This is a genomic window from Gordonia caeni (assembly GCF_039537105.1).
GTDB lineage: Bacteria > Actinomycetota > Actinomycetes > Mycobacteriales > Mycobacteriaceae > Gordonia > Gordonia caeni.
Genome location: NZ_BAAAZW010000002.1, coordinates 478,445 through 501,797 on the forward strand (window position 1 = coordinate 478,445; position 23,353 = coordinate 501,797).

General features: G+C 72.2%; 20 protein-coding genes. 13 read left to right on the forward strand and 7 right to left on the reverse strand.

Annotation, left to right across the window (positions count from 1 at the left end):
- Position 1 precedes the first annotated feature (1 nt).
- The gene (locus ABD732_RS05005; RefSeq protein WP_344781198.1) at positions 2–235 is read left to right on the forward strand and encodes a DUF3107 domain-containing protein; all 234 of its coding nucleotides are present in this window, start codon (positions 2–4) and stop codon (positions 233–235) included.
- 31 nt (positions 236–266) lie between these two features.
- On the opposite strand, the gene fasR is transcribed toward ABD732_RS05005, so the two are convergent.
- The gene (gene fasR, locus ABD732_RS05010) at positions 267–938 is read right to left on the reverse strand and encodes an HTH-type transcriptional activator FasR (protein WP_344781200.1); all 672 of its coding nucleotides are present in this window, start codon (positions 936–938) and stop codon (positions 267–269) included.
- 103 nt (positions 939–1,041) lie between these two features.
- On the opposite strand from fasR, the gene ABD732_RS05015 reads away from it, so the two are divergent.
- The 3 genes from ABD732_RS05015 (at position 1,042) to ABD732_RS05025 (ending at position 4,164) form a co-directional block, all read left to right on the forward strand.
- Positions 1,042–2,016 carry a DUF3152 domain-containing protein gene (locus ABD732_RS05015; RefSeq protein ID WP_344781202.1) on the forward strand — a complete coding sequence of 325 codons (975 nt, stop codon included), beginning with the start codon at positions 1,042–1,044 and terminating at the stop codon, positions 2,014–2,016.
- A gap of 7 nt (positions 2,017–2,023) precedes the next feature.
- Positions 2,024–3,211: an adenylyltransferase/sulfurtransferase MoeZ gene (gene moeZ, locus ABD732_RS05020; RefSeq protein ID WP_344781204.1), complete on the forward strand. Its 1,188-nt coding sequence runs from the start codon at positions 2,024–2,026 to the stop codon at positions 3,209–3,211.
- A gap of 95 nt (positions 3,212–3,306) precedes the next feature.
- Positions 3,307–4,164: a TIGR02569 family protein gene (locus ABD732_RS05025; RefSeq protein WP_344781206.1), complete on the forward strand. Its 858-nt coding sequence runs from the start codon at positions 3,307–3,309 to the stop codon at positions 4,162–4,164.
- On the opposite strand, the gene ABD732_RS05030 is transcribed toward ABD732_RS05025, so the two are convergent.
- Together ABD732_RS05030 and ABD732_RS05035 are read right to left on the reverse strand one after the other, a co-directional pair.
- Complete coding sequence (locus tag ABD732_RS05030) at positions 4,117–4,413, reverse strand: MGMT family protein (RefSeq protein WP_344781284.1); 297 nt, start codon at positions 4,411–4,413, stop codon at positions 4,117–4,119. The two genes, ABD732_RS05025 and ABD732_RS05030, sit on opposite strands and share 48 nt — an antisense overlap.
- Positions 4,414–4,466: 53 nt before the next feature.
- Complete coding sequence (locus ABD732_RS05035) at positions 4,467–5,255, reverse strand: alpha/beta fold hydrolase (protein ID WP_344781286.1); 789 nt, start codon at positions 5,253–5,255, stop codon at positions 4,467–4,469.
- Positions 5,256–5,355: 100 nt separating this feature from the next.
- Between ABD732_RS05035 and ABD732_RS05040 the strand changes: the two genes are divergently transcribed.
- From ABD732_RS05040 to ABD732_RS05075, 8 genes are all read left to right on the forward strand, one after another.
- Positions 5,356–8,649 (forward strand): ATP-dependent helicase, encoded by a 3,294-nt coding sequence (locus ABD732_RS05040; RefSeq protein WP_344781208.1) that lies wholly within the window; start codon positions 5,356–5,358, stop codon positions 8,647–8,649.
- Entirely contained in the window at positions 8,642–11,959 is a 3,318-nt protein-coding gene (locus tag ABD732_RS05045) for an ATP-dependent helicase (RefSeq protein WP_344781210.1), read from the forward strand. Before ABD732_RS05040 ends, ABD732_RS05045 begins: the two co-directional genes overlap by 8 nt.
- 38 nt (positions 11,960–11,997) lie before the next feature.
- Positions 11,998–13,068, forward strand: a complete 1,071-nt coding sequence (locus ABD732_RS05050; RefSeq protein ID WP_344781212.1) for a potassium channel family protein — start codon at positions 11,998–12,000, stop codon at positions 13,066–13,068.
- 7 nt (positions 13,069–13,075) lie between these two features.
- Positions 13,076–14,047: an NAD(+) diphosphatase gene (gene nudC, locus ABD732_RS05055; RefSeq protein WP_344781214.1), complete on the forward strand. Its 972-nt coding sequence runs from the start codon at positions 13,076–13,078 to the stop codon at positions 14,045–14,047.
- Positions 14,026–14,277: a mycoredoxin gene (locus ABD732_RS05060; protein ID WP_344781216.1), complete on the forward strand. Its 252-nt coding sequence runs from the start codon at positions 14,026–14,028 to the stop codon at positions 14,275–14,277. The genes nudC and ABD732_RS05060 overlap by 22 nt, the downstream gene beginning before the upstream one ends.
- Before the next feature lie 321 nt (positions 14,278–14,598).
- Positions 14,599–16,650, forward strand: coding sequence for an ATP-dependent DNA helicase UvrD2 (locus tag ABD732_RS05065; protein WP_344781218.1), 2,052 nt, complete (start codon positions 14,599–14,601; stop codon positions 16,648–16,650).
- A 101-nt stretch (positions 16,651–16,751) separates the two neighbouring features.
- Positions 16,752–16,874 (forward strand): hypothetical protein, encoded by a 123-nt coding sequence (locus ABD732_RS05070; RefSeq protein WP_344781220.1) that lies wholly within the window; start codon positions 16,752–16,754, stop codon positions 16,872–16,874.
- A gap of 148 nt (positions 16,875–17,022) precedes the next feature.
- Positions 17,023–17,289, forward strand: coding sequence for a WhiB family transcriptional regulator (locus tag ABD732_RS05075; RefSeq protein WP_344781288.1), 267 nt, complete (start codon positions 17,023–17,025; stop codon positions 17,287–17,289).
- 22 nt (positions 17,290–17,311) lie between these two features.
- On the opposite strand, the gene ABD732_RS05080 is transcribed toward ABD732_RS05075, so the two are convergent.
- The gene (locus tag ABD732_RS05080) at positions 17,312–18,769 is read right to left on the reverse strand and encodes a carotenoid oxygenase family protein (protein ID WP_344781222.1); all 1,458 of its coding nucleotides are present in this window, start codon (positions 18,767–18,769) and stop codon (positions 17,312–17,314) included.
- Between the two features lie 67 nt (positions 18,770–18,836).
- Between ABD732_RS05080 and ABD732_RS05085 the strand changes: the two genes are divergently transcribed.
- The gene (locus ABD732_RS05085) at positions 18,837–19,577 is read left to right on the forward strand and encodes a TetR/AcrR family transcriptional regulator (RefSeq protein ID WP_344781224.1); all 741 of its coding nucleotides are present in this window, start codon (positions 18,837–18,839) and stop codon (positions 19,575–19,577) included.
- On the opposite strand, the gene ABD732_RS05090 is transcribed toward ABD732_RS05085, so the two are convergent.
- From ABD732_RS05090 to ABD732_RS05100, 3 genes are all read right to left on the reverse strand, one after another.
- Positions 19,525–20,859: an ABC1 kinase family protein gene (locus ABD732_RS05090; protein WP_344781226.1), complete on the reverse strand. Its 1,335-nt coding sequence runs from the start codon at positions 20,857–20,859 to the stop codon at positions 19,525–19,527. The genes ABD732_RS05085 and ABD732_RS05090 overlap by 53 nt on opposite strands.
- Positions 20,750–21,784, reverse strand: coding sequence for a hypothetical protein (locus ABD732_RS05095; RefSeq protein WP_344781228.1), 1,035 nt, complete (start codon positions 21,782–21,784; stop codon positions 20,750–20,752). Before ABD732_RS05095 ends, ABD732_RS05090 begins: the two co-directional genes overlap by 110 nt.
- 119 nt (positions 21,785–21,903) lie before the next feature.
- Positions 21,904–23,352, reverse strand: a complete 1,449-nt coding sequence (locus ABD732_RS05100) for a zinc-dependent metalloprotease (protein ID WP_344781230.1) — start codon at positions 23,350–23,352, stop codon at positions 21,904–21,906.
- Between the last annotated feature and the right edge of the window lies 1 nt (position 23,353).

Here is a 23,353-nt window from a genome sequence, read left to right on the forward strand (position 1 = left end):
CATGAGCGTTGAGGTCAAGATCGGTGTCGAGAACAGCCCCCGCGAACTGTCGCTGACGTCCAAGGACGGCGCCGACAAGGTGTACAAGTCGGTCGCGGCCGCCTTGGAGGCCGGCGACGGTGTGCTGGAACTGACCGACGACAAGGGCACCCGCGTGCTGGTGCCCACCGCCAAGATCGTCTACGTCGAGGTGGGCAACCCGGAGGGCCGCAAGGTCGGGTTCGGCGCGGCCTGAGCCGGCTCCGCCGGGGCCGCGGCCCCGAGTGTCAGTCGTCCTCGCCGGTTTCCGGCGAGGAGATGCGCGGTACCCCGGACAGGCCCTGCCACAGCAGGGCGACGGTGGTCTCGACCGCTTGTTCCTTCGCGATCGGACGGCTGGCCTCGAGCCAGTAGCGCGCGTTCACCTGGCTGGCGCCCACCAGGCCGGCGGCCAGCATGCGGGAGCGGTGCGGGTCCAGACCCGAGTCGGTCATCACCAGGCCGTAGACCGCGTCCACGCAGGCCTCGGTGGCCCCCTCCACCCGGCGGATCACCGCCGGATCCTTCGCATCGGAGGAGAAGATCAGCCGGTAGCCGGAGTTGTCCTCGTCGATGAAGTCGAAGAAGGCGCCCACCGCCGCGCGCACGCGCTGATGGTTGTCGGTGGTGGTCAGCAGCGCCCGGTTCACATCGGAGACCAGCTTCTCGGCGTGGCTGTCGACCACGGCGATGTACAGGTCGAGCTTGGACGGGAAGTGCTGGTACAGCACCGGTTTGCTGACTCCGGCCGCCGAGGCGATCTCGTCCATGCCCGCGGAGTGGTATCCGCGCTCGACGAAGATCTCGCTGGCCGCGTCGAGCAACTGACGACGGCGCGCGCTGCGCGGCAGGCGGGTACTGGTCCGGTTGTGCGCGGGGGAATCGTCCCCGCGCGTGGCGGGGACATCGGCGGCTGGCATGGCTAGCAGAGTACTCGGCGCCCGCCGGCGGGTGTGCGGGTGCTCACCGTTGCGGCAGGGGTGGATGCACGGTGCAGGGGCGCCGTTATGAGACAGTTGTGACGTGACCGGTACTCCACCGCCCGGGCCCACGCGGCCCCGGCGCCCGCGGCCCGACCAGCCGCTGCGCGCACGCTGGGACCCGATCGCCGACCGCGAGGAGGACGCCGACAAGCGCCCGCGCGGGGCGATCGGGAGCTTTGTGCGCTCCTACGGCTGGCGCGCCTACGCCATCGCCGTCCTGGCCGTCCTGACCGTCGCTCTGCTGGTGGTGACCATCACCGACGACGGCGGAGGCGACGAGGAGACGGCGGCGCCGATCGACCCGAGATCGCGCAACGTCGAAGTCACCAAGGAGACCACCCCGATCGGCGCACCGCACAACGACATCGCCGCCGCCGCACTGCCGGCCGGTGCGCTGCCCGGCGGTGGCCCGTTCACCACCAAGGGCGAGCGCGTCTTCTCCGTGGTGCCCGGCACCACCGACAAGGTCGGCTCCGGCGACGAGGTGTACACCTACACCGTCGAGGTGGAGGACGGCCTCAACCGGCAGGACTACGGCGGCAACCAGACCTTCGCCAAACTGGTCGACGCGACGCTGGCCAACCCGAAGAGCTGGATCGGCGGCGACAAGGTGGCCTTCCGCCGCATCGACAGGGGTGAGCCGGATCTGCGGATCTCGCTGACCTCCACCGACACCGCCCGGGAACTGTGCGGCTACCAGATCAAGCTCGAGACCTCGTGCTTCTACCCGCCGGACGGCCGGGTGGTGCTCAACGAGGCCCGCTGGATCCGCGGCGCCTCCGCGTTCGGCGGCGACGACCTGACCTACCGCCAGTACCTGATCAATCACGAGGTCGGACACGGCATCGGCTACGAGCACCACCTGCCGTGCGAACAGAACGGGGCCCTGGCGCCGGTGATGATGCAGCAGACCTTCGGGACCGCCAACAGCGAGATCATGGCGCTCGACCCGGACATGGAGGCCAACCGCACGTTCACCTGCCGCGCCAACGCCTGGCCGTACCCCGACAAGTGAGCGTGCCGTGAGCCTCCCGACGGGACCGCTGCCGCCGCTGGTGGCCCCCGGCGACGAACTCACCCGGGACGAGATCGCCCGCTACAGCCGGCACCTGATCATCCCCGACATCGGGACCACCGGGCAGCGCCGCCTGAAGAACGCCCGCGTCCTGGTGATGGGCGCCGGCGGGCTGGGCTCGCCGACGCTGCTGTACCTGGCCGCGGCCGGAGTGGGCACGATCGGCATCGTCGACTTCGACGTGGTCGACGAGTCGAACCTGCAGCGGCAGGTGATCCACGGCGTCGCCGACGTGGGCCGGCCCAAGACCGCCTCGGCCGTGGACTCCATCGCCGCGATCAATCCGCTGGTGCGGGTGCAGGTGCACGAGACCCGGCTGACCGCCGAGAACGCCGTCGAGCTGTTCCGCGGCTACGACCTGATCGTCGACGGCACCGACAACTTCGCCACCCGTTACCTGGTCAACGACGCGGCGGCGCTGGCCCACAAGCCGTACGTGTGGGGCTCGATCTTCCGGTTCTCCGGCCAGGTGACCGTCTTCTACCAGGACGCTCCCGACGGGCGCGGCCTCAACTACCGCGACCTGTACCCGCAGGCACCGCCGCCCGGGTCGGTCCCGTCGTGCGCCGAGGGCGGGGTGCTGGGGCTGCTCTGCGCCACCGTCGGCTCCCTGATGGGCACCGAGGCGGTCAAGCTGATCTGCGGGATCGGCGAGCCGCTGCTGGGCCGGCTGCTGGTGTACGACGCGCTGGCGATGACTCACCGGACGGTGCGCTTCGGTCAGGATCCGGCGCGCGAGCCGATCACCGGGCTGATCGACTACGACGAGTTCTGCGGTGTGGTCAGCGACGAGGCCGTCGCGGTGGCCGCGGATGCGACGATCAGCCCCGCCGAGCTGCGCGCCGCAATCGACGGCCCCGCGCCGCCGGTGCTGATCGACGTCCGCGAGCCGGTGGAGTTCGACATCGTGGCGCTGCCCGGGGCCAGGCTGGTGCCGCTGGGCGGCATCGTCTCCGGAACCGCGATCGCCGACATCCCGCACGACGGTCCCGTGGTCCTCTACTGCAAGACCGGTATCCGCTCGGCGGAGGCGCTCGCCGCGTTGCGCCGGGCCGGATTGGACCGGCCGGTGCACCTGGCCGGCGGCATCACCGCCTGGGCGCACCAGATCGATCCGGAGCTGCCGACCTACTGAGAGCGCCCGCGCGGCCGCCGCAGTGGCGCTCCTCTCGCGTGTTCGACGGTGTGGCACCCCGGCGATCGGCCAGGTCGTAGGTAGTGTTCTGCATCGTGACCACGATCGCCGCGCCACCGGAACAGGTGCTGACCACTTTCGGTCTGACCGCGCATCCCCCCATCGCCATGGACGGCAGCGGAGTAGTCGGCTGGCGCGTCGGGGAAGTGGTGCTGTCGCTGGTGCCCGATCACGCCCGCGCGGCCTGGTCGGCGGCCGCCCGCGAGAACCTGTACGTGGAGGGCATGCGGATCTCCCGGCCCCTGCGCGCCACCGACGGCCGCTACGTGGTCTCCGGCTGGCGCGCGGACACCTACGTGGCCGGCAGCCCGGAGCCGCGGTACGACGAGGTGCTCGCCGTGGCCGACCGGCTGCACGGGGCGCTGGCCAAACTGGACCGGCCGCGGTTCATGCTGCAGCCGCCGGCCCCGCCGTTCAACGACGTCGACGTCTTCAACGCCGCCGATCGCGCCGCCTGGGAAGACGTGCCGCTGCGCTCCGCCCGCGCCGCCGGGATGGCCGAACCGAGCGGCGAGGACGGTGAGCAGTCCGTCGCCGCGCTCAAGACCCTCGCCGGGCTGCGCCGCCCGGTGAAGCTCGCGCCGCAGGTGGTGCACGGCGACCTGTTCGGCACCGTGCTGTTCGCCGGGGCCGCCGCACCGGCGATCACCGACATCGTCCCCTACTGGCGGCCGGCCCCGTGGGCCTCGGCAGTGGTGGTGATCGACGCACTCGCCTGGGGCGGCGCCGACGACGAACTGATCGAGCGCTGGGCCGATCAGGAGGAGTGGCCGCAGATGCTGCTGCGCGCCGCCATGTTCCGGCTGGCCGTGCACGCGCTGCATCCGCGCTCCACCTCCGGGGCGCTACCCGGACTGCTCCGGGTGGTCGACCAGGTCCGGCTCCTCGTCTGACGTCAGCCGGCAGCGCCGCAGCAGGACGCGGCCGTCGTCGATCGGAACCCCCTCCTCAGCGAGTCGGGTCAGCTGCAGGGCGGCCTGCGGGGCGCTGGGCCGGCCCGACGCCGGCACCACCCGATGCCACGGCAGGTCGGCGCCGTCGGTGCGCAGGATCCAGCCCACGATCCGCGGACTGGACAGACCGGCCCGCTCGGCCAGATCCCCGTAGGTGGTGACGCGGCCGGGTGGGACCGCCGCGATCATCGACCGCACCAGTTCCACCTGCGCATCGGTCACCTTGCCCGCCCGCCGCGCGGTCACGGCGCCAGCACCTCCCGGATCAGGCCGGCGACCGTGTCGGGGGCCAGGAAGGGCACCATGTGCTCGGTGTCCACGTGCTGCACCCGCACGGTGTCCGGGCGCTCGGCGGCGCAGCGGGCCAGATAGTCGGCGCCCACGAACGGCGGCTGCACGCGGTCGGCCACCACGATCCGGGTGGGCACGCCCGCAGGCGGCAGCAGCGCCGGGCGTGCCATCTCGCTCCACGCGGTCGCCGCGGCCGGGACGCTGACGCGCCAGGCGACACCGCCGTCGTGCTCGACCAGATGGTCGGCCAGCTCGCCGGACAGGATCTCCGGCGGCACCGCGGCCCAGCCCTCCGCGCACTTGGCGGCGCGGGCGGCCTCGGCATCCGGGTAACCCCAGTGCGCCACCGAGGCCTCGGCCATCGCCATCGCCCGCTCCGGCGCCAGCCCGTGCGCCGGGTCCAGCAGCACCAGCGCCTTCACCAGATCGGGACGCGTGTGCGCCAGGCGCAGAGCCACGGCGCTGCCGAAGGAATGGGCCACCACCACCAGCGGCCGCTGCGCCGGGTGCACCTCCCGGTCGACGACGGCGGCCACCGCGGCGGCGTGATCGTCGATCGACCACGGCGGCGTCCAGGGGGAGTGGCCGTGGCCCAGCAGGTCGGGGGCCAGAACGTGCAGGTCCGGCAGGTGGTCTTGGGCCAGCAGCCCCCACCGTTTGCCGTGACCGGTCAGGCCGTGCAGGGCCAGCACCGTCGGTGCACCGGCCGGTCCGAACCGATGGGTGTGCAGGGCGGAGATCATGCGGTTCAGCCTATCGAGGGCCGTCGGGCGGCGGCCGCGGCCCGCGGGCGGAGGGGGAACCGGCGACGGTGTCGGGGGCGCGTGCTTCCATGGGCACATGGGCACCGCACAGACTCGATTGATCGCCTCGGAGGCGTCGTTCGTGCTGCCCTCGCGCACCTGGCCGGAGGCCGCCGGACCGCTGTTGAGTCCGGCTCGCCAGGCCGCCCCCGACCGTCCGTGGCATCCCTATCGGGTGCGCGGCGGACCGGGCACCGGGAAGACCTCACTCCTGGTCGACGCCGCCGTCGCCCGGCTGCTCGACGAGGACGCCGATCCCGAGTCGGTGCTGGTGCTGACCGCCGACCGCGCCGCGGCGGTCCGGGTGCGCACCGAGATCACCCGGCGCGTGCTGGCGGCGGGCGGTCCGCGATCGGGGGCGGTGCTGCGCGAGCCGCTGGTGCGGACCGTGCACTCCTACGCCTTCGCGGTGCTGCGGCTGCAGGCCGCCGACCACGGCAATCCGCCGCCGCGGCTGATCACCGGTTCCGAGCAGGACGTGATCCTGCGGGAACTGCTGGCCGGAGACATCGAGGACGGCGCCGCCTACTGGCCCCCCACGCTGCGCCCGGCGCTGGCCACCGACGGCTTCGCGCAGGCGCTGCGCGACCTGCTGATGCGGGCGGCCGAACGGGGTCTGGGCCCGGAGGACCTGACGGCGATGGGGCGCAAGCACTCCCGCCCCGAATGGGTCGCGGCCGGCACCCTCTTCGCGCAGTACGAGCAGACCATGCTGCTGCGCGGTGCGGTGGGGGTGGACGCGACGGAGTCGGTGCCGCACGCCGTCGACGCCGCCGAACTGGTGGGCTCGGCGCTGTCCGCGTTCGCCGTGGACCCGCACTTGCTGGCCGCCCAGCGCTCGCGCATCCGCTGCCTGCTGGTCGACGACGCCCAGCACCTGGATCCGCAGGCGGCCCGGCTGGTGCAGCTGATCGGCACGGGCACCGACCTGACGGTGATCGCCGCCGACCCGGACCAGTCGATCTACGGTTTCCGCGGGGCCAGCCCCCGCTTCTTCGCCGATCTGCCCGAGGGGCGCGACGTGGTACTGACCGACGGTCACCGCGGCGCCGGCGAGGTGAGCGTGGTCGGGAAGACCCTCGCCGCCCGTCTCCCGGGAGCCCGCTCCCAGCCGTACCCGGCGGCCGCCGACGGCGAGGGCACGGCCGCTGTGCGCGTCTTCTCGTCGGCGGCCAAGGAGGCCACGGCGGTCGCCGACCTGCTGCGGCGCGCCCACCTGTTCGACGGGGTGCCGTGGTCGCAGATGGCGGTGATCGTGCGCTCGGTGCCGCGGGCGCTGCCGGCGCTGCGCCGCGCCTTCTCCTCGGCGGGGGTGCCGGTGGTGACCCCGGTCAGCGATCTTCCGCTGCACCGGCAGCGGGCCGTCGAGGCCTTCGTCCTGGGGCTGCGCGCCAGCAGCGCGACCGACCCGCTCGGCCCGGACGAGGTGGTGACGCTGCTGTCGGGGCCGATCGGTGCCGCCGGCCCCGGTCAGCTGCGTCGCCTGCGCCGGGGTATCCGGCGCCTGCACGAACAGGACGCGGCCGGTGAGCCGCCCGATTCGCTGACCGCGCTGGCCGCCGCCCTCACCGACCCGGCACTCGGCGAGCGCTACCTGACCGGCCTCACCGAGTTCGAGGCCGAGCCGCTGGTGCGGGCGCTGACGGTGGTGCAGGCGGCGCGGGCCGCCGACGCCTCCGGGGTGGGGGTGGAGGAGACGCTGTGGCGCGCCTGGCAGGCCTCCGGGCTCGAACGCACCTGGCTGCGCCGGTCGCTGCGCGGGGACCGTTCGGGTGAGCAGGCCGACCGTGATCTGGACGCGATGCTGGCGCTGTTCGAGGCCGCCGCCTCCTACACCGACAATCTGCCCGCCGGCGGTGTGGAGGGCTTTCTGCACTACCTGCGCCAGCTGCAGATCCCGCGCGAATCCCGCACTCCCGCGGCCGGCGGTGAGGCCGTGCAGCTGCTCTCCGCGCACTCGGCGGCCGGGCGCGAATGGGACGTGGTGGCCGTCGCCGGGGTGCTCGACGGACTGTGGCCGTCGCTGCGCAGCCGGGGCAGCGTGCTGGGCACCCCCGCACTGGTGGACCTGCTCGACGGACTCGACGCGCAGGCGGTGGACACGCTCTCCCGCAACGCCCAGTTGCTGGCCGACGAGCGGCGCCTGCTGCTGGTGGCGTGTTCGCGGGCCCGGCGACAGCTGCTGGTGACCGCCGTGGAGGACGGCACCGGCGATGCCTCACCGTCCCGATTCGTCCCGGAGATCGCCGACGCCCTCGGCGGCTACGGCGCCGATCACCTCCTGCACGGCGATGCCGCCGACGAGGTGCCGCTCGACGGCGGCATCCGGCGGCTGCTGTCGCTGCCGTCGATGGTGGCCGAGCTGCGCGCGGCCCTGGTGGACCCGGACACCTCGGCCGAGCGGCGCGCGGCGGCCGCCGAACTGCTGGCCACCCTCGCCGAAGCGGAGGTGCCCGGTGCCGACCCGGCGCAGTGGTACGGACTGCTCGACCCGTCGACCAGCGCCCCGCTGTGGACTCCCGAGTCGGGCCCGCGCACGCTGTCGCCGTCCACGGTGGAATCGCTGAGCCGCTGCTCGCTGCGCTGGATGCTGGAACGGCACGGTGGCCGCGACGGCGATGCCGAGCCGGCGATCACCGGCACCCTGGTGCACACCCTGGTGCAGGCGGTCGCCGGGCAACTCGACCACGCCGACGTCACCACCGCCCTGCACGACATCTGGGACCGCGTGTCCTCGCCGGCGGCCTGGTTCAGCGAGCGGGAACTGCAGCGCGCCGAGTCCATGCTGGTCAACTTCCGCGACTGGCTGGAGTTCTCGCGGTCGGAGCTGACCGAGGCGGCCGTCGAGGTCGACATCGAAGCCGAGGTCCCGCCCGGCACCGGCGACGACGGGCGCCCCGACGACCTGCCAGTGAAGCTCACCGGCCGCATCGACCGGCTGGAGACCGACGACCTGGGCCGCCCCGTGGTGATCGACGTGAAGACCGGCAAGACGGTGATCACCGCCGCCGACGCCGCCGAGCACCCGCAGCTGGCCGCCTATCAGCTGGCGCTGCTGCTCGGCGGGGTGGAGGGCCTGCCGGCGGGCACCACCGGCGGGGGCCGGCTCGTCTACGTGGCCACCCCGAACCGCAAGACCGGCGCCGCCGAACGCGCGCAGGAGGCGCTCACCCCCGAGCAGGTGACCGAGTGGATCGGTGTGGTCCGCCGCGCCGCCCGCGCGAGCATCGGGCCCGGCTTCGTGGCCGCCACCAACCCGGGGTGTCAGCACTGCGGACTGGTGACCAGTTGCCCGGCACAGTTGCGGGGCAAGGCGGTGACCGATGACTGATTCCGGTGCCGAACTGATCGGCGCCCGTTCGCTGGCCGCCGCCCTCGGGCTGCCGTCGCCCACCGACGAGCAGGTCGACGTGATCGAGGCCCCGCTGGAACCGATGCTGGTGGTCGCCGGGGCGGGGGCGGGAAAGACCGAGACGATGGCCTCGCGCGTGGTGTGGCTGGTGGCCAACGGGCTGGTGGCCCCGGACGAGATCCTGGGCCTCACCTTCACCCGCAAGGCGGCCAGCGAACTCGGGGCCCGGATCCGCCGCCGGCTCGCGATGCTGGCCGGTTCGCCCGCCCTGCTCGAGTGGGACCCGGGCGGTGAGCTCGCGCGGGTGCTGCGCAGCGCCGACGCCGAGGTGAGCACCTACCACGCCTACGCCGGACGGCTGATCGCCGACTACGGTCTTCTGCTGCCGGTGGAGCCGTCATCCACGCTGCTCAGCGAGACCGAGCTGTGGCAGCTCGCCTTCGGCGTCGTCGCCGCGTGGCCGCACCGGCTCAACACCGCCAAGGTGCCCGCCAGTGTCACCGAAGCGGTGCTGAACCTGTACTCGGAGATGGCCGAGCATCTGGTCGACGACACCGACCTCGCCGCGGCGGGCGGCGACCTGTACTCGATGATCGACACCCTGCCCAAAGGGCCGCGCCAGCGAGCCGAGCCGAGCCAGGCGCTGCGCGGGGTGCAGACGGTGATCGACGAGCGCCGAGAGTTCCTGCCGCTGGTGGCGGCCCTGCGCGCGGAGATGACCGAACAGGGCGCCCTCGACTTCGGGAGCCAGATGTCACTGGCCGCACGCCTGGTGACCACCCGCCCCGAGGTGGTGGACGCCGAGCGCACCGGGATCAAGGCGGTGCTGCTGGACGAGTATCAGGACACCGGCCACTCCCAGCGGCTGCTGCTCTCGGCGCTGTTCGGCGGGGCCGGCCGGACGCCGATCGCGGTGACCGCCGTCGGTGACCCCATCCAATCGATCTACGGCTGGCGCGGTGCGTCGGCGGCCAACCTGCCGCGGTTCGCCACCGACTTCCCGCGGCGCGACGGCACCCCGGCACCCCGCCGGGAACTGCTGACCAGCTGGCGCAACTGCGCCGGGACGCTCTATCTGGCCAATGAGGTGTCCGCGCAGTTGCGCGCCCGCGGCGTGCCCGTGTCGACGCTGCGCCCGCGCGACGGCGCCGGGGAGGGCACGGTGCGGCTGGCGCTCACCGAGACCGTCGCCGACGAACGCGCGTGGATCGCCGGGCACGTCGAGGATGCCTACCGGGCCGCCGAGGACGAGGGCCGGCCGCCGCCCACGGTCGCCGTCCTGGTGCGCCGCAACGAGGACTCGGCGCCGCTCGCCGACGAGATCTCCTCGCGCGGCATTCCGGTGGAGGTGGTCGGCATCGGCGGCCTGCTGCACGTCCCGGAGATCACCGACATCGTCGCCACGCTGCGCCTGATGGCCGACCCGATGGCCGGCGCCGCCGCCATGCGGCTGCTCACCGGCGCACGCTGGCAACTCGGTGCCGCCGATCTGGCGGCCCTGTGGCGGCGCGCCCGCGAACTCGCCGCGGCCCGGGTCGAGCCGGTCGCCGGGGCCGTCGCCACCCGCGAGGATCTGGACGAGGCCCTCGCCGCGGCGCTGCCCGCCGAATCGGTCGATGCCGCCGGGCTGGGCGACGCCCTCGTCGATCCGGGCCGGGCCGAGCGCTACACGCCGGCCGGCCACCAGCGCATCCGCGCCTTCGGCCGGGAACTGGAAGGCCTGCGCCGCCGGATCGGTCAGCCGCTGCCGGAGCTGGTGGCCGACGTGGAGCAGACCATCGGCGTCGCCGTGGAGGCGCAGCTGCGGGCCCGGCGGATGCGCGGCGCCATCACCGGCCGCGAACATCTCGACGCCTTCGCCGAGTACGTGGCCTCCTACGCCGAGCGTCCTGGGGCCACGCTGCCCGGACTGCTGGGTTTCCTCGATGCCGCCGAGGCCGTGGAGAAGGGGCTGGAGGCCGGGCAGGTGGAGGTCGCCGAGGACCGCGTCCAGATCCTCACCGTGCACGCGGCCAAGGGCCTCGAGTGGGACGTCGTGGCCGTGCCGCACCTGGCGCGCGGCATCTTCCCCAGCGCCAAAGCGGACACCACGTGGCTGGGTTCGGCCCGCGAACTGCCGGCCGCGCTGCGCGGCGACCTCGCCGGTGACGGCGGCGAAGGTTTCCCGGCGCTCGCGCTGGGCGGGGTCGGGGACCGCAAGGAACTCGAGGAGGCGCTCGCCGCGCACAAGGAGGCCATCAAGCAGCGGCGCCTGGACGAGGACCGCCGGCTGCTCTACGTCGCCCTCACGCGGGCGAAGGACACGCTGCTGGTGTCGGCGCACCACTGGTCGGCCACCGGCGACAAACCGCGCGGCGGCTCGGAGTTCTTCACCGAACTGGTGGAGCTGGTCCGCGCCGCGGATTCGGCCGCGCTGAGTGTGGATCTGGATGCGCCTGCTCCCGAGGACGGCGCCCAGAACCCGCTGACGGTGGAGCCGGTCAGCGCGCAGTGGCCGGTGGACCGGCTCGGGGACCGGCGCGCCGGGATGATCGAGGCGGCCCGCGCGGTGGCGCAGGCCCGCGCCGAGCGTGCGCTGGTGCCGCTCCCGCCGCCGGACACCGACGACGTGGAGATCGCGGCCTGGCGTGAGGAGGTCGGGGCGCTGCTGGACGAACGCACGCGCTCGGGCGCTGAGGCCGTGGATGTGGAACTGCCGGGGCAGCTGTCGGTGAGCCAGCTGGTGGAGCTGGGCACCGATGAGACGGCGTTCGCCGCGCGCCTGCGCCGCCCGGTCCCGTTCCGCCCGAACCCGACGGCCCGCCGCGGCACGGCCTTCCACGCGTGGGTGGAGCGCCGCTTCGGCGCGACCCGGCTGCTGGACCTGGACGAGCTGCCCGGCGCCGCCGACGAGACGGCTGGCGACGACGACCTGGATCTGCTGCGCGCGGCCTTCCTGAACTCCGAATGGGCCGACCGCACCCCGCTGGAAGTGGAGGTGGGCTTCGAGACTGTCATCGGGTCGACGGTGCTGCGCGGACGCATGGACGCCGTCTTCGCCGACGGCGACGACTTCCTGGTGGTGGACTGGAAGACCGGCGCGGTGCCCGAACCGGCCCGGCGTCGCCCCCTGGAGCTGCAGCTGGCCGCCTACCGCATCGCGTGGGCGCGGCTGCGCGGGGTGGACGTGCACCGAGTCCGGGCCGCCTTCGTCTATGTCCGGCACGGCTACACGCTGGAACCGGACAATCTGCCGGACGTGCCGGAACTGACGGAGCTGTTGGCCGTCGGGCCACCTCCGATCGAGTAGCCTTCGCAGGGTGAGGACGTGCACTCCCAGGACGCGCGATGCGTAAACGGCTGCGGCGCGGTCAGCAGGGCACCGGCGACCTGGTCGGCAAGCCCGATCACGCACTCGTGGGCATCATCCGCATCCCCGAGCTCGAGACCAGCCCGGCGCGCGCGATCGGCCGGCGCATCCTGTGGGCGCTGGCGGCCCTGTTCGTCTGCTCGATCGTGGTCTACCTCGATCGCAACGGCTACCGCGACACCAAGGGCGGCACGCTCACCTACCTCGACGCGCTGTACTACTCGGCGGTCACCCTCTCGACCACGGGATACGGTGACATCGCCCCGGTCAGCGAATCCGCCCGGCTGATCAACGTCATCTTCGTCACCCCGCTGCGCGTGCTCTTCCTGATCGTGCTGATCGGTACCACGCTGGAAGTCCTCACCGAGCGGTCGCGGCAGGCGATCAAGATCCAGAACTGGAGGAATCGGGTGCGCAACCACACCGTCGTCGTCGGATACGGCACCAAGGGCCGGACCGCCACCGCGGCCGTCGTCGCCGACGGCGTCCGCCCCAGCGAGGTGGTGGTGGTCGACGACGATCAGGCCGCGCTCGACGCGGCCGCCGCCGACGGTCTGGTGACCGTCCGCGGTGACGCCACCAAGTCCGACGTCCTGCGTCTGGCCGGCGTTCAGCACGCCTCCGCGCTGGTGATCGCCGCCAACCGAGACGACACCGCGGTGATGGTGACGCTCACCGCGCGGGAGTTGAATCCGCGCGCCAAGATCGTCGTCGCCATCCGCGAGTCGGAGAACACCCACCTGATGCGCCAGTCCGGCGCCAACTCGGTGGTGGTGTCCTCGGAGACGGCGGGACGTCTGCTCGGCATCGCCACCATCACCCCGTCGGTGGTGGAGGTGGTCGAAGACCTGCTCAGCCCCGAGGAGGGCTACGCCATCGCCGAGCGCGAGGTGGAGCCCACCGAAACCGGCGGCTCGCCGGCGCACACGCGCGACCTGGTACTGGGCGTGGTGCGCGACGGCGTCCTGTACCGGGTGGGCGACGCGGAGGTCGAGGAGATCGAAGTGGGCGACCGGCTGCTGTACGTCCGGCAGGGCGAGCGGGGCTGACTGCGCTGTGGCCGCCTTCGAGTTCCTCACACCGCCGCTGCTGTCTCAGGCCCACTTCGATCGTGCCGATCACCTGCGGGCCGAGCACGCACAACTCGCCGCGGGCTGGGAGCAGGCCCGGGTGCTGCTGATCGATCCGCGCGGCCGCTACCCGGTCGACCCCGGGCCCGGACCGACCACCGGTGCCCTGCGGTGGTCGCCGGCGGCCGAGCTGGCGGCGACTCCGCCGGAGGAGGCCGTCTTCCTCGGCGTCTCCGGCGAGACGCACCTGTGGGCGCTGCGCGGCGACGAGGTGCCCGGGCCGCTGAGCGATCCTCGCGCCGGCGCGCACCTGCTCTCCCCGGACGAGGCGGGTCTGCTGGCCACCGCCCTGGGGATGCTCAACTGGCATCGGTCGGCGCTGTTCTCGCCGGTGGACGGTGCGCCGACGATCATCGACCGCGCGGGCTGGGTGCGGCGCAACGCCGACGGCACCGAGGAGTACCCGCGCACCGACCCCGCGGTGATCATGGTGGTCCACGACGGCGCCGACGCCATCCTGCTGGGACGGCAGCACGCCTGGCCGTACCCGTGGTTCTCCACCCTCGCCGGTTTCGTGGAGCCGGGGGAGTCGCTGGAGCAGTGCGTGATCCGCGAAGTGGCCGAAGAGGCCGGCATCGTCGCCCATTCGCCGCACTATCTCGGGTCGCAGCCGTGGCCGTTCCCGCGATCGCTGATGCTCGGCTTCGAGGTGATCGCCGATCCGGACCAGCCGCTGGCGCTGCTGGACGGGGAACTGGCGCAGGCACAGTGGTTCACTCGAGACGAGGTGAACCGGGCGCTGGAGCGGGAGGCGGACTGGGGTGCGGACGTGGACGGCGAACCGGATCGGCCGGTGACCCTGATGCTTCCGCCGCAAGTGTCCATCGCCCGGTCGCTGATCACCAGCTGGGCGGCTGCCCGGACCCGGCCCCTAGAATGGCCGGTATGGCCGATCTGACTGTGTACACCACCTCGTGGTGCCCGTTCTGCAAACGTCTCAAGTCCAGCCTGGACCGCAACGAGATCGAGTACACCGAGATCGACATCGAGGCCGATCCGGCTGCGGCCGAGTTCGTCGGCAGCGTCAACGGCGGCAACCACGTGGTGCCCACGGTCAAGTTCGCCGACGGTTCCACCAAGACCAACCCGGGCATCGGTGAGGTCATGTCCGAACTGGGTCTGCTCTGACCCCGAGCCGTACACCGGCGCCCCGCCCCGCCGGGCCCGATTCTTCGTCGCCTGAGGCGGTGGTGTCGGGTGGGGGTGCCGGGCCTGGTTCTTCGCTGCCTGAGCCGGTGGTGTCGGGTGGCGGTGCCGGGCCTGGTTCTTCGCTGCCTGAGCCGGTCCTGAACGCAGTGAAGGGCTGTGTCGAAGGCATCGCGTATCGCGTTCCGCGGAACGCGGATGATGCGGTGTTGTCGTCGTGACTTCGACTCGGACCTCCTTCCTCGGCCCCGCTCAGCCGGCGGACGAAACGGCCCTGTCGGGGGTGCATGGGACCGTGAGGCCATGACCGCTCGACCGAGTTCCGCCGGTATCACCGACGGCCTCGACCCGCAGCAACTCGAAGCCGTCCTGGCCCCGCGCGGGCCGGTCTGCGTGCTCGCCGGCGCGGGCACCGGCAAGACCCGCACCATCACCCGCCGCATCGCCGCGCTGGTGGACTCGGGGCAGGTGAACCCGAGCCAGGTCCTCGCCGTCACCTTCACCGCCCGCGCCGCCGCCGAGATGCGCCAGCGTCTGGCCGCCCTGGGCATCGCCGGGCCCGGCAGCCGGGTCTCGGCGCTCACCTTCCACGCGGCCGCCTTGCGCCAGCTCCGCTACTTCTGGCCGCTGGCGGTGGGGCAGACCCGCTGGGAGCTGATGAGTAGCAAGTTCCCGATGGTCGCCCGCGCCGCCCGGGACGCCGGTCTGGACACCGCCGACCGCGAACTGATCCGCGACCTGGCCGCGGAGATCGAATGGGCCAAGTCGTGCATGATCGGTCCGGACGGCTACGTGCAGCACGCCCCCGGGCGCGACCTGCCGACGCGCGCCGAGACGGTCGCGCAGGTCTTCGCCGCCTACGAGGAGGCCAAACTCGGGTCGCCGGGGGAGCGGTTCTTCGATTTCGAGGACCTGATCATCTACACCGCCGAGATTCTGGGCGGGGACCCGGCGATCGCCGAAGAGTTCCGGTCGCGGTACCGGTGTTTCGTCGTCGACGAGTACCAGGACGTCACCCCGATTCAGCAGCATCTGCTGCAGGCGTGGCTGGGCGGCCGCGACGATCTGACCGTGGTCGGCGACGCCAACCAGACCATCTACAGCTTCACCGGCGCCACCCCCGACTACCTGCTCGGCTTCACGCGCACCTACCCGGACGCGGCGCTGGTCCGCCTGGAACGCGACTACCGCTCGACGCCGCAGGTGGTGGCGCTGGCCAACGGTGTCATCGGGCAGGCGAAGGGACGGGTGGCCGGGAGCCGGCTCGAGCTGGTCGGCATGCGCGCCGACGGCCCGGAGCCGGTCCTCGCCGAGCTTCCGGATGAGAACGCCGAGGTGGTGACGGTGGTCGCCGAGGTCAAACGCCTGCTGCGCGCCGGGGTGCCGGCCGGCGAGATCGCCGTGCTCTACCGCATCAACGTGCAGTCCGAGGCCTACGAGGAGGCTCTGGCCGCGGCCGGCGTCGACTATCGCGTGCGCGGTGACAAAGGATTCTTCGAGCGTCCCCAGGTGGCGGCCGCGCTGCGGAGGCTGGCGGGCCTGGCCCGCCAGGACCCGCCGCCGATGGAACCCGGCGAGGCGGTACGGGCGGCGCTGCGGCCGTTCGGCTACGCCGACGCCGCGCCGCCGGGCGCGCAGGCCCGCGCCAACTGGCAGCAGATGGCCAAGCTGGCCGAGCTGGCCGACGAGGTGATCGCCGAACGGTCGACGCCGACCTTCGCCGAGGTGGTCGGTGCGCTCACCGACCGGGCACGAACCGGCGGTGATGCCGGGAGCGGCGTCACCCTGGCCACCCTGCACGCGGCCAAGGGCCTGGAATGGGATGCCGTGCTGCTCACCGGTCTGCATGAGGGCTCGGTGCCGCTCGGCCGGGCCAGCAGCACGCCGGACGAGCTCGAAGAGGAGCGGCGGCTGCTGTACGTCGGCGTCACCCGCGCCCGCGAGCACCTGCACCTGTCGTGGAGCCTGGCCCGGAGCGAGGGCCGTCCGGCCACCCGCCGCCGGTCCCGCTTCCTCGACGGGCTGGTGGCCGCCGATCCGAGAGGGTCTCGACTGCGCTCGACCGGCGGGACGGGCTCGACCGGCGGGACCGGCGAGGGGGGTGTGCCCGCGCCGCCGTCGGGGCCGGACAAGGCGGTCTACGAGGCGCTGAAGGACTGGCGCACGGGCTACGCGGACGACAACGATCTGCACGAGGTCAACGTCTGTAGTAGCAACGCCCTCAAACAACTCGCGCGGGTGCTGCCGGCCGGCACCGACGACCTGAGGCGGATCAGCGGGATGACGCCTGAGCGCATCGAGATGATCGGACCGGCCGTCCTCGAGGTGATCGCCGCGCACCGCAGCCGGGCCTGACCGGAGTAACTGCAGGTCGAAAATGGTTTGTGCGCCTATCGTCTGCGGCGTAACCTGGTCGTCGTTCACTCGCTGATCGATTTGAGAAAGGAATCGCCCCGATGAAGAGCATCTGGCACGGCGCCCATCTGGCTGCAGCACGCGTACCCGCCGCTGCACGAGCGCGCCGGCGATTCCCCGAGGCCTTCGGCCCGTCGATCCTTCACGAGTATCCGACGGACTGATCCAGTCACCACCCGGCCTCGGCGAATCGCGTCAGCGACTCCCCGGGGCCGTCTCTTCTGCTCCGCCCGGGGTATCGCGCAAGGACTCCCATGCCCATTCCTCGCGAAAGCCCACCGTATGACTATCACCGACCTGAACTCCCCGCTGATGGGAGACACCAGGGATCTGACGATCCCGCAACGCATAGAACTGCCGTGTCAGAGCGGCGACGCGGACCTGTGGTTCGCGGAAGAGCCCGCCGATCTGGAGGCCGCCAAGGCCCTGTGCCGCGAGTGTCCGCTGCAGCAGCCGTGCCTGGCCGAGGCCATCGACCGCGGCGAACCCTGGGGGGTCTGGGGCGGCGAGATCTTCGATCGCGGCACCGTCATCGCCCGTAAGCGCCCGCGCGGCCGGCCGCGCAAGAACGCCGGCTGAACGCTCGCCGATCGGCGAGCGCTCAGCCGGTCTCGCCTGGCAGCCAGTTGCCGTGGAAGCCGGGCGGCACCCGCTGTGGAAGATGTACGGCGGCAACGTCTTCCAGCGTCTGAGCATCCAGGACGGCGAGCCGGGACCGGTCCTGCGCCAGATCGGTGACCAACCCCATCACGAAGCCATCACCCTCCGGGGCCGTGTCCGAACGCGGCACGAAAACGAACTCGCCCGCCGCGGTGCCCGGCCCGAAACTGCGGGTGGCGGCCGCACCGTCGTCGCCGATCCGGACGATGTTTCCGGAGAAGAACCGGTCGCCCTCGGTGACGACCGCCCATCCGGTCCGGTGGGCGCGGCCGGTGACCCGCTCGTCGCCGCGCGGGAACTCCACTTCACGATCCCAGCGCGGGGTGCGCCGGCAGGTGCCGGCGGCCGGATCGAGCGTCCACCGTTCCAGACCCGGATGCCCCTCGGTGGGCCCGTGCAGGTCCTGATCGAAGGTGCGCTGGTGCACCACCAGATCGATCACCACCTCGCCGCCGTGATCGAAGGCATTGAGCGGGTGGTAGACGTAGCAGGGCTCCACCTCGATCCATCGGACGTCCGCATCGGAGCCGTCGCGGGGAAGCACGCCGACGCGCGCCGGGTAGCTCCGGTCCCACCGGTACGGCAGCGCACCGGCGCCGCCCGGCGGCCTCCGCCCGATCAGCGCGTGCGGGAGAGGCAGCCGACCGACCGCGGCGCTCAGGGCCCTGCGGGCCAGCGGCCGGAAGGGGCCGGGGACAGTGTCGGTCGCCTGGCGGGCGTCGAAGACCACCGGCAGGTCGTAGATGATCACCGACGATTCGGTGAGCGAGAAGGCGTGCATCATCGGGCTGCCGCCGACGGTGATGTCCACCGTCCGCCGGGCCCGGCCGTCGGTGCCGATCACCGTGTAGCGCACCTTGTCGCCGAGCCCGAAGTGGTAGCTGATCGCGTGCAGTTCGCCGGTGGCGGAGTCCTCGATCGGGTGCGCGGTGAATCCGTCCCGGACGGTGCCGTCGAAATCGCAGACGTCCAGCGTGTCGAGCTCGGTGCCCAGCTCGGCGCAGCCCAGCCCGGCCTCGACCAGTGCCAGGGTGCGCCCGCCGAAGCCGATGACATTGGTGTTGGCGCCCGGACCGCGCAGGAACGATCGTCCGGCCCCGTCCGGTGGCGTGCGGTGGATGCCGCGGTCGGCAAGCGCGGCCGAGGTGGCCTCCGAATCGACCCACCGGCTCCGGTACCAGCGGGCGGTGCCCGCTTCCAGGGCGATCCCGTGCACCATGCCGTCGCCGGTGAACCAGTTGTAGGTGTCCGGATCCACGTCCGCGACGGGGTTGGGGCCGTTGCGCAGGTAGCGCCCGGTCAACTGTTCGGGCAGGGTGCCGGTGACCGGCAGATCGAAGACGGTGTATTCGGCGCGCGTCGGCGCGAACTCGCCGGACAGGAACTGGTTGGCTGCCATGACTCTCGCCTCCGGGTGATCCATGCGACAGGCTATAACCACGTTATAGGACTAGCATAACGGTGTTATGGAAATGCGCAAGGGGCAGTCGGACGGCGAAGCCGGCACCGATTCAGATCCGATCCGGTCCCGTCTGGTCGACGAGGCCTACCGGATCATCAGTCAGTCCGGCGTCGCCGCGCTCACGGTGCGCGGCCTCGCGGCGGCCTCCGGGGTCTCGACGATGGCCGTCTACACCCGGTTCGGCAGTGTCGGTGCGGTGGCCGGCGCGGTCTGCGAGCGCGGCTTCACCGAGTTCGCCGAGGTGCTGGAATCATTCGCGGCCAGCGACGATCCGGTCGCCGACCTGCAGCTGCTGGGGCTCGCCTACCTGGATTTCGCGACCGCGCATCCGCAGCTGTACACGCTGATGTTCCAGCACACCTCGCCGGAGTGGGACGAGCTGCGGCGGAGCAATCTGGTCGTCGAGGGGCGGCCGACCGATTCGCCCGCCGGCCGGCGGGCGTTCGAGGCGATGATGGCGACGCTGCAGCGCGGGGTGGACGCCGACGGCGGGAACCTGCTGCTGATGGCGGGTGAGGTGTGGAGCGCCGTGCACGGGCTGGCCATGCTCTCGATCGCCGGGCATCTGAGCGGCGCGCACGACCTGGTGGCCGAGTCGCTGCTGGTGACCCTGGCCGTCGGACGGGGTGTGGACCGGAAGACCGCGCGCGCCGGCCTGCAGGCGGCGAAAGACCGGCTGGCCGCCGGCGGCCTCACTCCGCCGCGGGCAGCTGCTCCTCCAGTCCGGGCACCCAGCGATACATGATCGCGCGGTAGGGCGCCTCCGCGTCGAGTTGCGCCGCGATACCGACGCAGCCCAGCAGCACCCGGAAGACCATCACGTATTCCTTGGGCAGGTTCAGGTGCCGGGACGTCTTGTAGACGTCACCGCTGACGTCGGTGGCCCGCCCGGCCGCGCGCTGGAGCCACTTGCGGGTGAAGTGGAAGGAGTCGCTGTACAGCGGGTCGACGTAGGGCTGCAGATAGTTCGCCAGGTCCTCGGCGGTGACCCGGTCGGCGTAGGTGGCACGGATGAAGTCGTGCTCCACCAGCTTGTCGCGGAGTTCGTCGTAGCGCCGGTCCCGCGCCAACGCCAGGATCGGTCCGGTCTGCGGCGGCAGGCCGTTCGGGTACCGGCCGATCGCCCCGAAGTCCAGGATCCCGAAGCGGCCGTCGTCGAGCACGAAGAAGTTGCCCGGATGCGGATCGCCGTGCAGCAGTCCCACCCGCGAAGGGGAGCTGAACTCGAAAGTGGTCATCTTGGTGGCGGCGTCGTTGCGCTGCTCGCGGGTGCCGTCGGTGATGATCTTGCTCAGCCGGGTGCCGGTGATCCACTCCGCAACGATCACCTTGGGTGCGCTGGCCACCACTTTGGGGACCACGAAGTCCGGGTCGCCGTCGAAGGCCTTGGCGAAGGCCCGCTGGTTGTCGGCCTCGGCGGTGTAGTCGAGCTCGTCTTCGGTGCGATCGATCAGTTCGTCGATCATCGCCTTGGCGTCGGTGCCCGGCGACAGCTTCTGAATCAGCCCCGACATGCGGCTGAGCGTCTTGAGGTCGGCTTTGAGAGCGTGGTCGGCGCCCGGGTACTGCACTTTCACGGCCACCGGCCGACCGTCCGCCCAGACGGCCCGGTGCACCTGACCGATGCTGGCCGAGGCGGCCGGCTCGTCGTCGAAGGAGGTGAAGCGCTCGCGCCAGCGGGTGCCGAGCTGCTGGTCGAGGACCTTGTGCACGGTCTCGATGGGCATCGGCGGGGCTTCGGCCTGCAGTTTGGTCAGGGCATCGCGGAAGGGCTCGCCGAACTCCTCGGGGACGGCGGCCTCCATGATCGACAGGGCCTGGCCCACCTTCATGGCGCCGCCCTTGAGCTCGCCGAGGACCGCGAACAGCTGTTCGGCGGTCTTCTCCATCAGCTCAGCGCTGACCTCGTCCTTGCTTTTACCGGCCAGTCGTTTGCCGAATCCTGCCGCTGCTCGCCCCGCCATGCCGAGGGGAAGCGCGGCCAGTTTTGCATTGCGGCGGCCCTGCCCCCGTGTGATGTCGCTCAACGCTGTCCTTTCGCCTGTCTTGAGGATAGTGGACCCGGGCGGCAGTTGGCAGGGGCGCCGGGGTGGACCGGCAGTCGCAGCGCGGATGGGCAGGGGCCGGGGCCAGCCGGGTGCCGGCCGGTCGCGCATGGACCTGCAGCCGGTGATCGACGGTCTGCGGCGGTGCACCGTCCGGTGCGGCCAGCTGCCGCGCGATGCCGATGATCTCCCGACAGGCCAGGGCGGCGGTCACCGAAATCGTCTCCGGGTCGGCGCCACCGGTGCTCGCGGCGAGCCGGGCGGCCAGCACCGGCCATTCCGGATCTACCTCGGTGCGATACAGGTCCGCGCAGCGAAGGCAGCTGGAGTGCCCGGGCAGCACCAGCGGGCCGATCACACCGATCCCGTCCAGCACACGGACGGGCAGATGCGGTGTGCGCGCAGCCATCAGCGCCAGTCGCACCGCAGGATCCACCAGCAGCCGATCGGCCAGCACCAGCAGATTGCAGTCCAGCCGCCGGGTCTGGGTGAGCGCCGCCGGACCGAGCGGATCGGTCATCACCGGCAGGCCCGCGGCGATCAGCCCGGAGGCCAGATGCCGGGCGAGGTCGCCCAGTCCGTGAACGCGCACCCGCAGCCGCGTGGACTGGGTGACCTCCGGATCGATCGCTTTGCCGGCCGCCACCAGGCGGTCGAGCAGGGTGGTGAAAGCGGCACCGGTCAGGCCGGCTGCGCGCAGCCGGCCGCCCAGTTGGGCCCGGGTGATCGGGGTTCGCAGTTCTTCGAGGAGCCGGGCCACCGCCTTCGGCACCGCCGGCGGCTCCAGGCGCAGGATCAGTGCCGAGGCCGGCTCGCAGCCGATGTGCAGACTGTCGTCTCCGCGCGTGAGCACCGGGGTGCCGGCCGTGAGAATCGGTAACCGCCGATGCGGATTCGTGTGCCCCATGCAGTCACGCTGTCACCGCCGGCGGCCGGCGTCGAGGGCGTTGTCCACAGATGCCCGATGTCCACAGATGCCCGATGTCCACAGATGCCCGATGTCCACAGGGGCCCGCGGACGCGGAGTCAGCCGGCGTCGTCGTCGCCGCGTTCCTCGCGCTCGATGCGTTCCTGCTCGATGGTGCGTTCCAGCTCGGCCATCGGGTCGTCGAAGCTGCCGGTGCTTCCGCCGATCACCCGGTCGATGAACCCGGCCGGGTTGTCCAGATCCTCGGCGTCGGGCAACAGGTCGGGGTGCGCCCACACGCCGTCGCGGATCGCGGCGCCGGCCGGGACACCGGTGTCGTCGCCGTCGGCGGCGGCCGCCTCGCCCAGACGGCGCCACAGGTCGGCGGCCTCGCGCACCTTCCGGGGCCGCAGGTCCAGGCCGATGAGAGTGGCGAAGGTCTGTTCGGCGGGGCCGCCGGTGGCGCGGCGGCGGCGCATGGTCTCGGTGAGTGCCGCCGTGGACGGGATGCGGTCGCCCAGTGCGTCGGCGACGGTGAGCTCCACCCAGCCCTCGATGAGGGCCAGCAGCGTCTCCAGCCGGCTGAGCGCGGCCTGCTGTTCTGGCGTCGGCTGCGGTTCGAAGGCCGCCGCCTGGCCCATCAGCTCTTCCATCTTGCCGGGGTTGCTGAGCAACTCCTGCGGGTCGACGCCGGCGCCGAGCTGTTCCAGACCGCTCATGTCCAGTTTGATGCCGCGGGCGTAGTCCTCCACCGTCGACAGCAGCCGCTGCCGCAGCCAGCCGACCCCGGAGAACAGCCGCTGGTGCGCGGCCTCCCGGGCGGCCAGGAAGACGACGATGTCCTGCCCGGGCAGGTCCAGGCCCTCGGCGAACTTCGCGATCGCCTCGGGAAGTAGCGCCCCGGTGCCCTGCGGAGCCAGCGGCAGACCGATGTCGGTGGAGGTCAGGACACCGTTGGCCAGATGGCCAAGGCCCTGGCCCAGCTGCGTGCCGAACATCATCCCGCCGAGCCCTGACATCATGCCGAGCATCGGGCCGGCCATCGACTTGGCTTCTTCGGGGAGCCCGTCCTGCCAGGTGTTCTCCAGCGAGGCGGCGATCGGATCGCACAGCGACTGCCAGGTCGGCAGGGTCTGCTCCAGCCAGTCGACGGGAGTCCACGCGTGGGCCGCGGTCATGCCGGCCGGCAGCGTCGTCTGCTCGTCGAGCCACAGTTCGGCCAGGCGCACGGCGTCGGCGACGGCGCGTTCCTCGGCGTCGAGCATGGGGCGGAAGTCGCCGATCTGCTGGCGGGCCAGCCGGGCGGCGACGTCGTAGTTCACCGGGCCCGAACCGGCGGCGCCGGGCGTGCCCATGCCGCTGAACATCTGGCCGAGCTGGCTGAACATCTGGCCGAGCATGGACGGGTCGAAACCGGCGCCGCCCAGCATGGACGGGTCGAAACCGGCCCCGCCGAGGTTCCCGAACGGGTTCGCGGGATCACCGGCGGCGCCGTCGTCGCGGCGCGCGCGATCACGGTCGTCGTCGCTGCCGTCTGACGAGGAGAAACCGAAGGGCAAGTCGCTCATG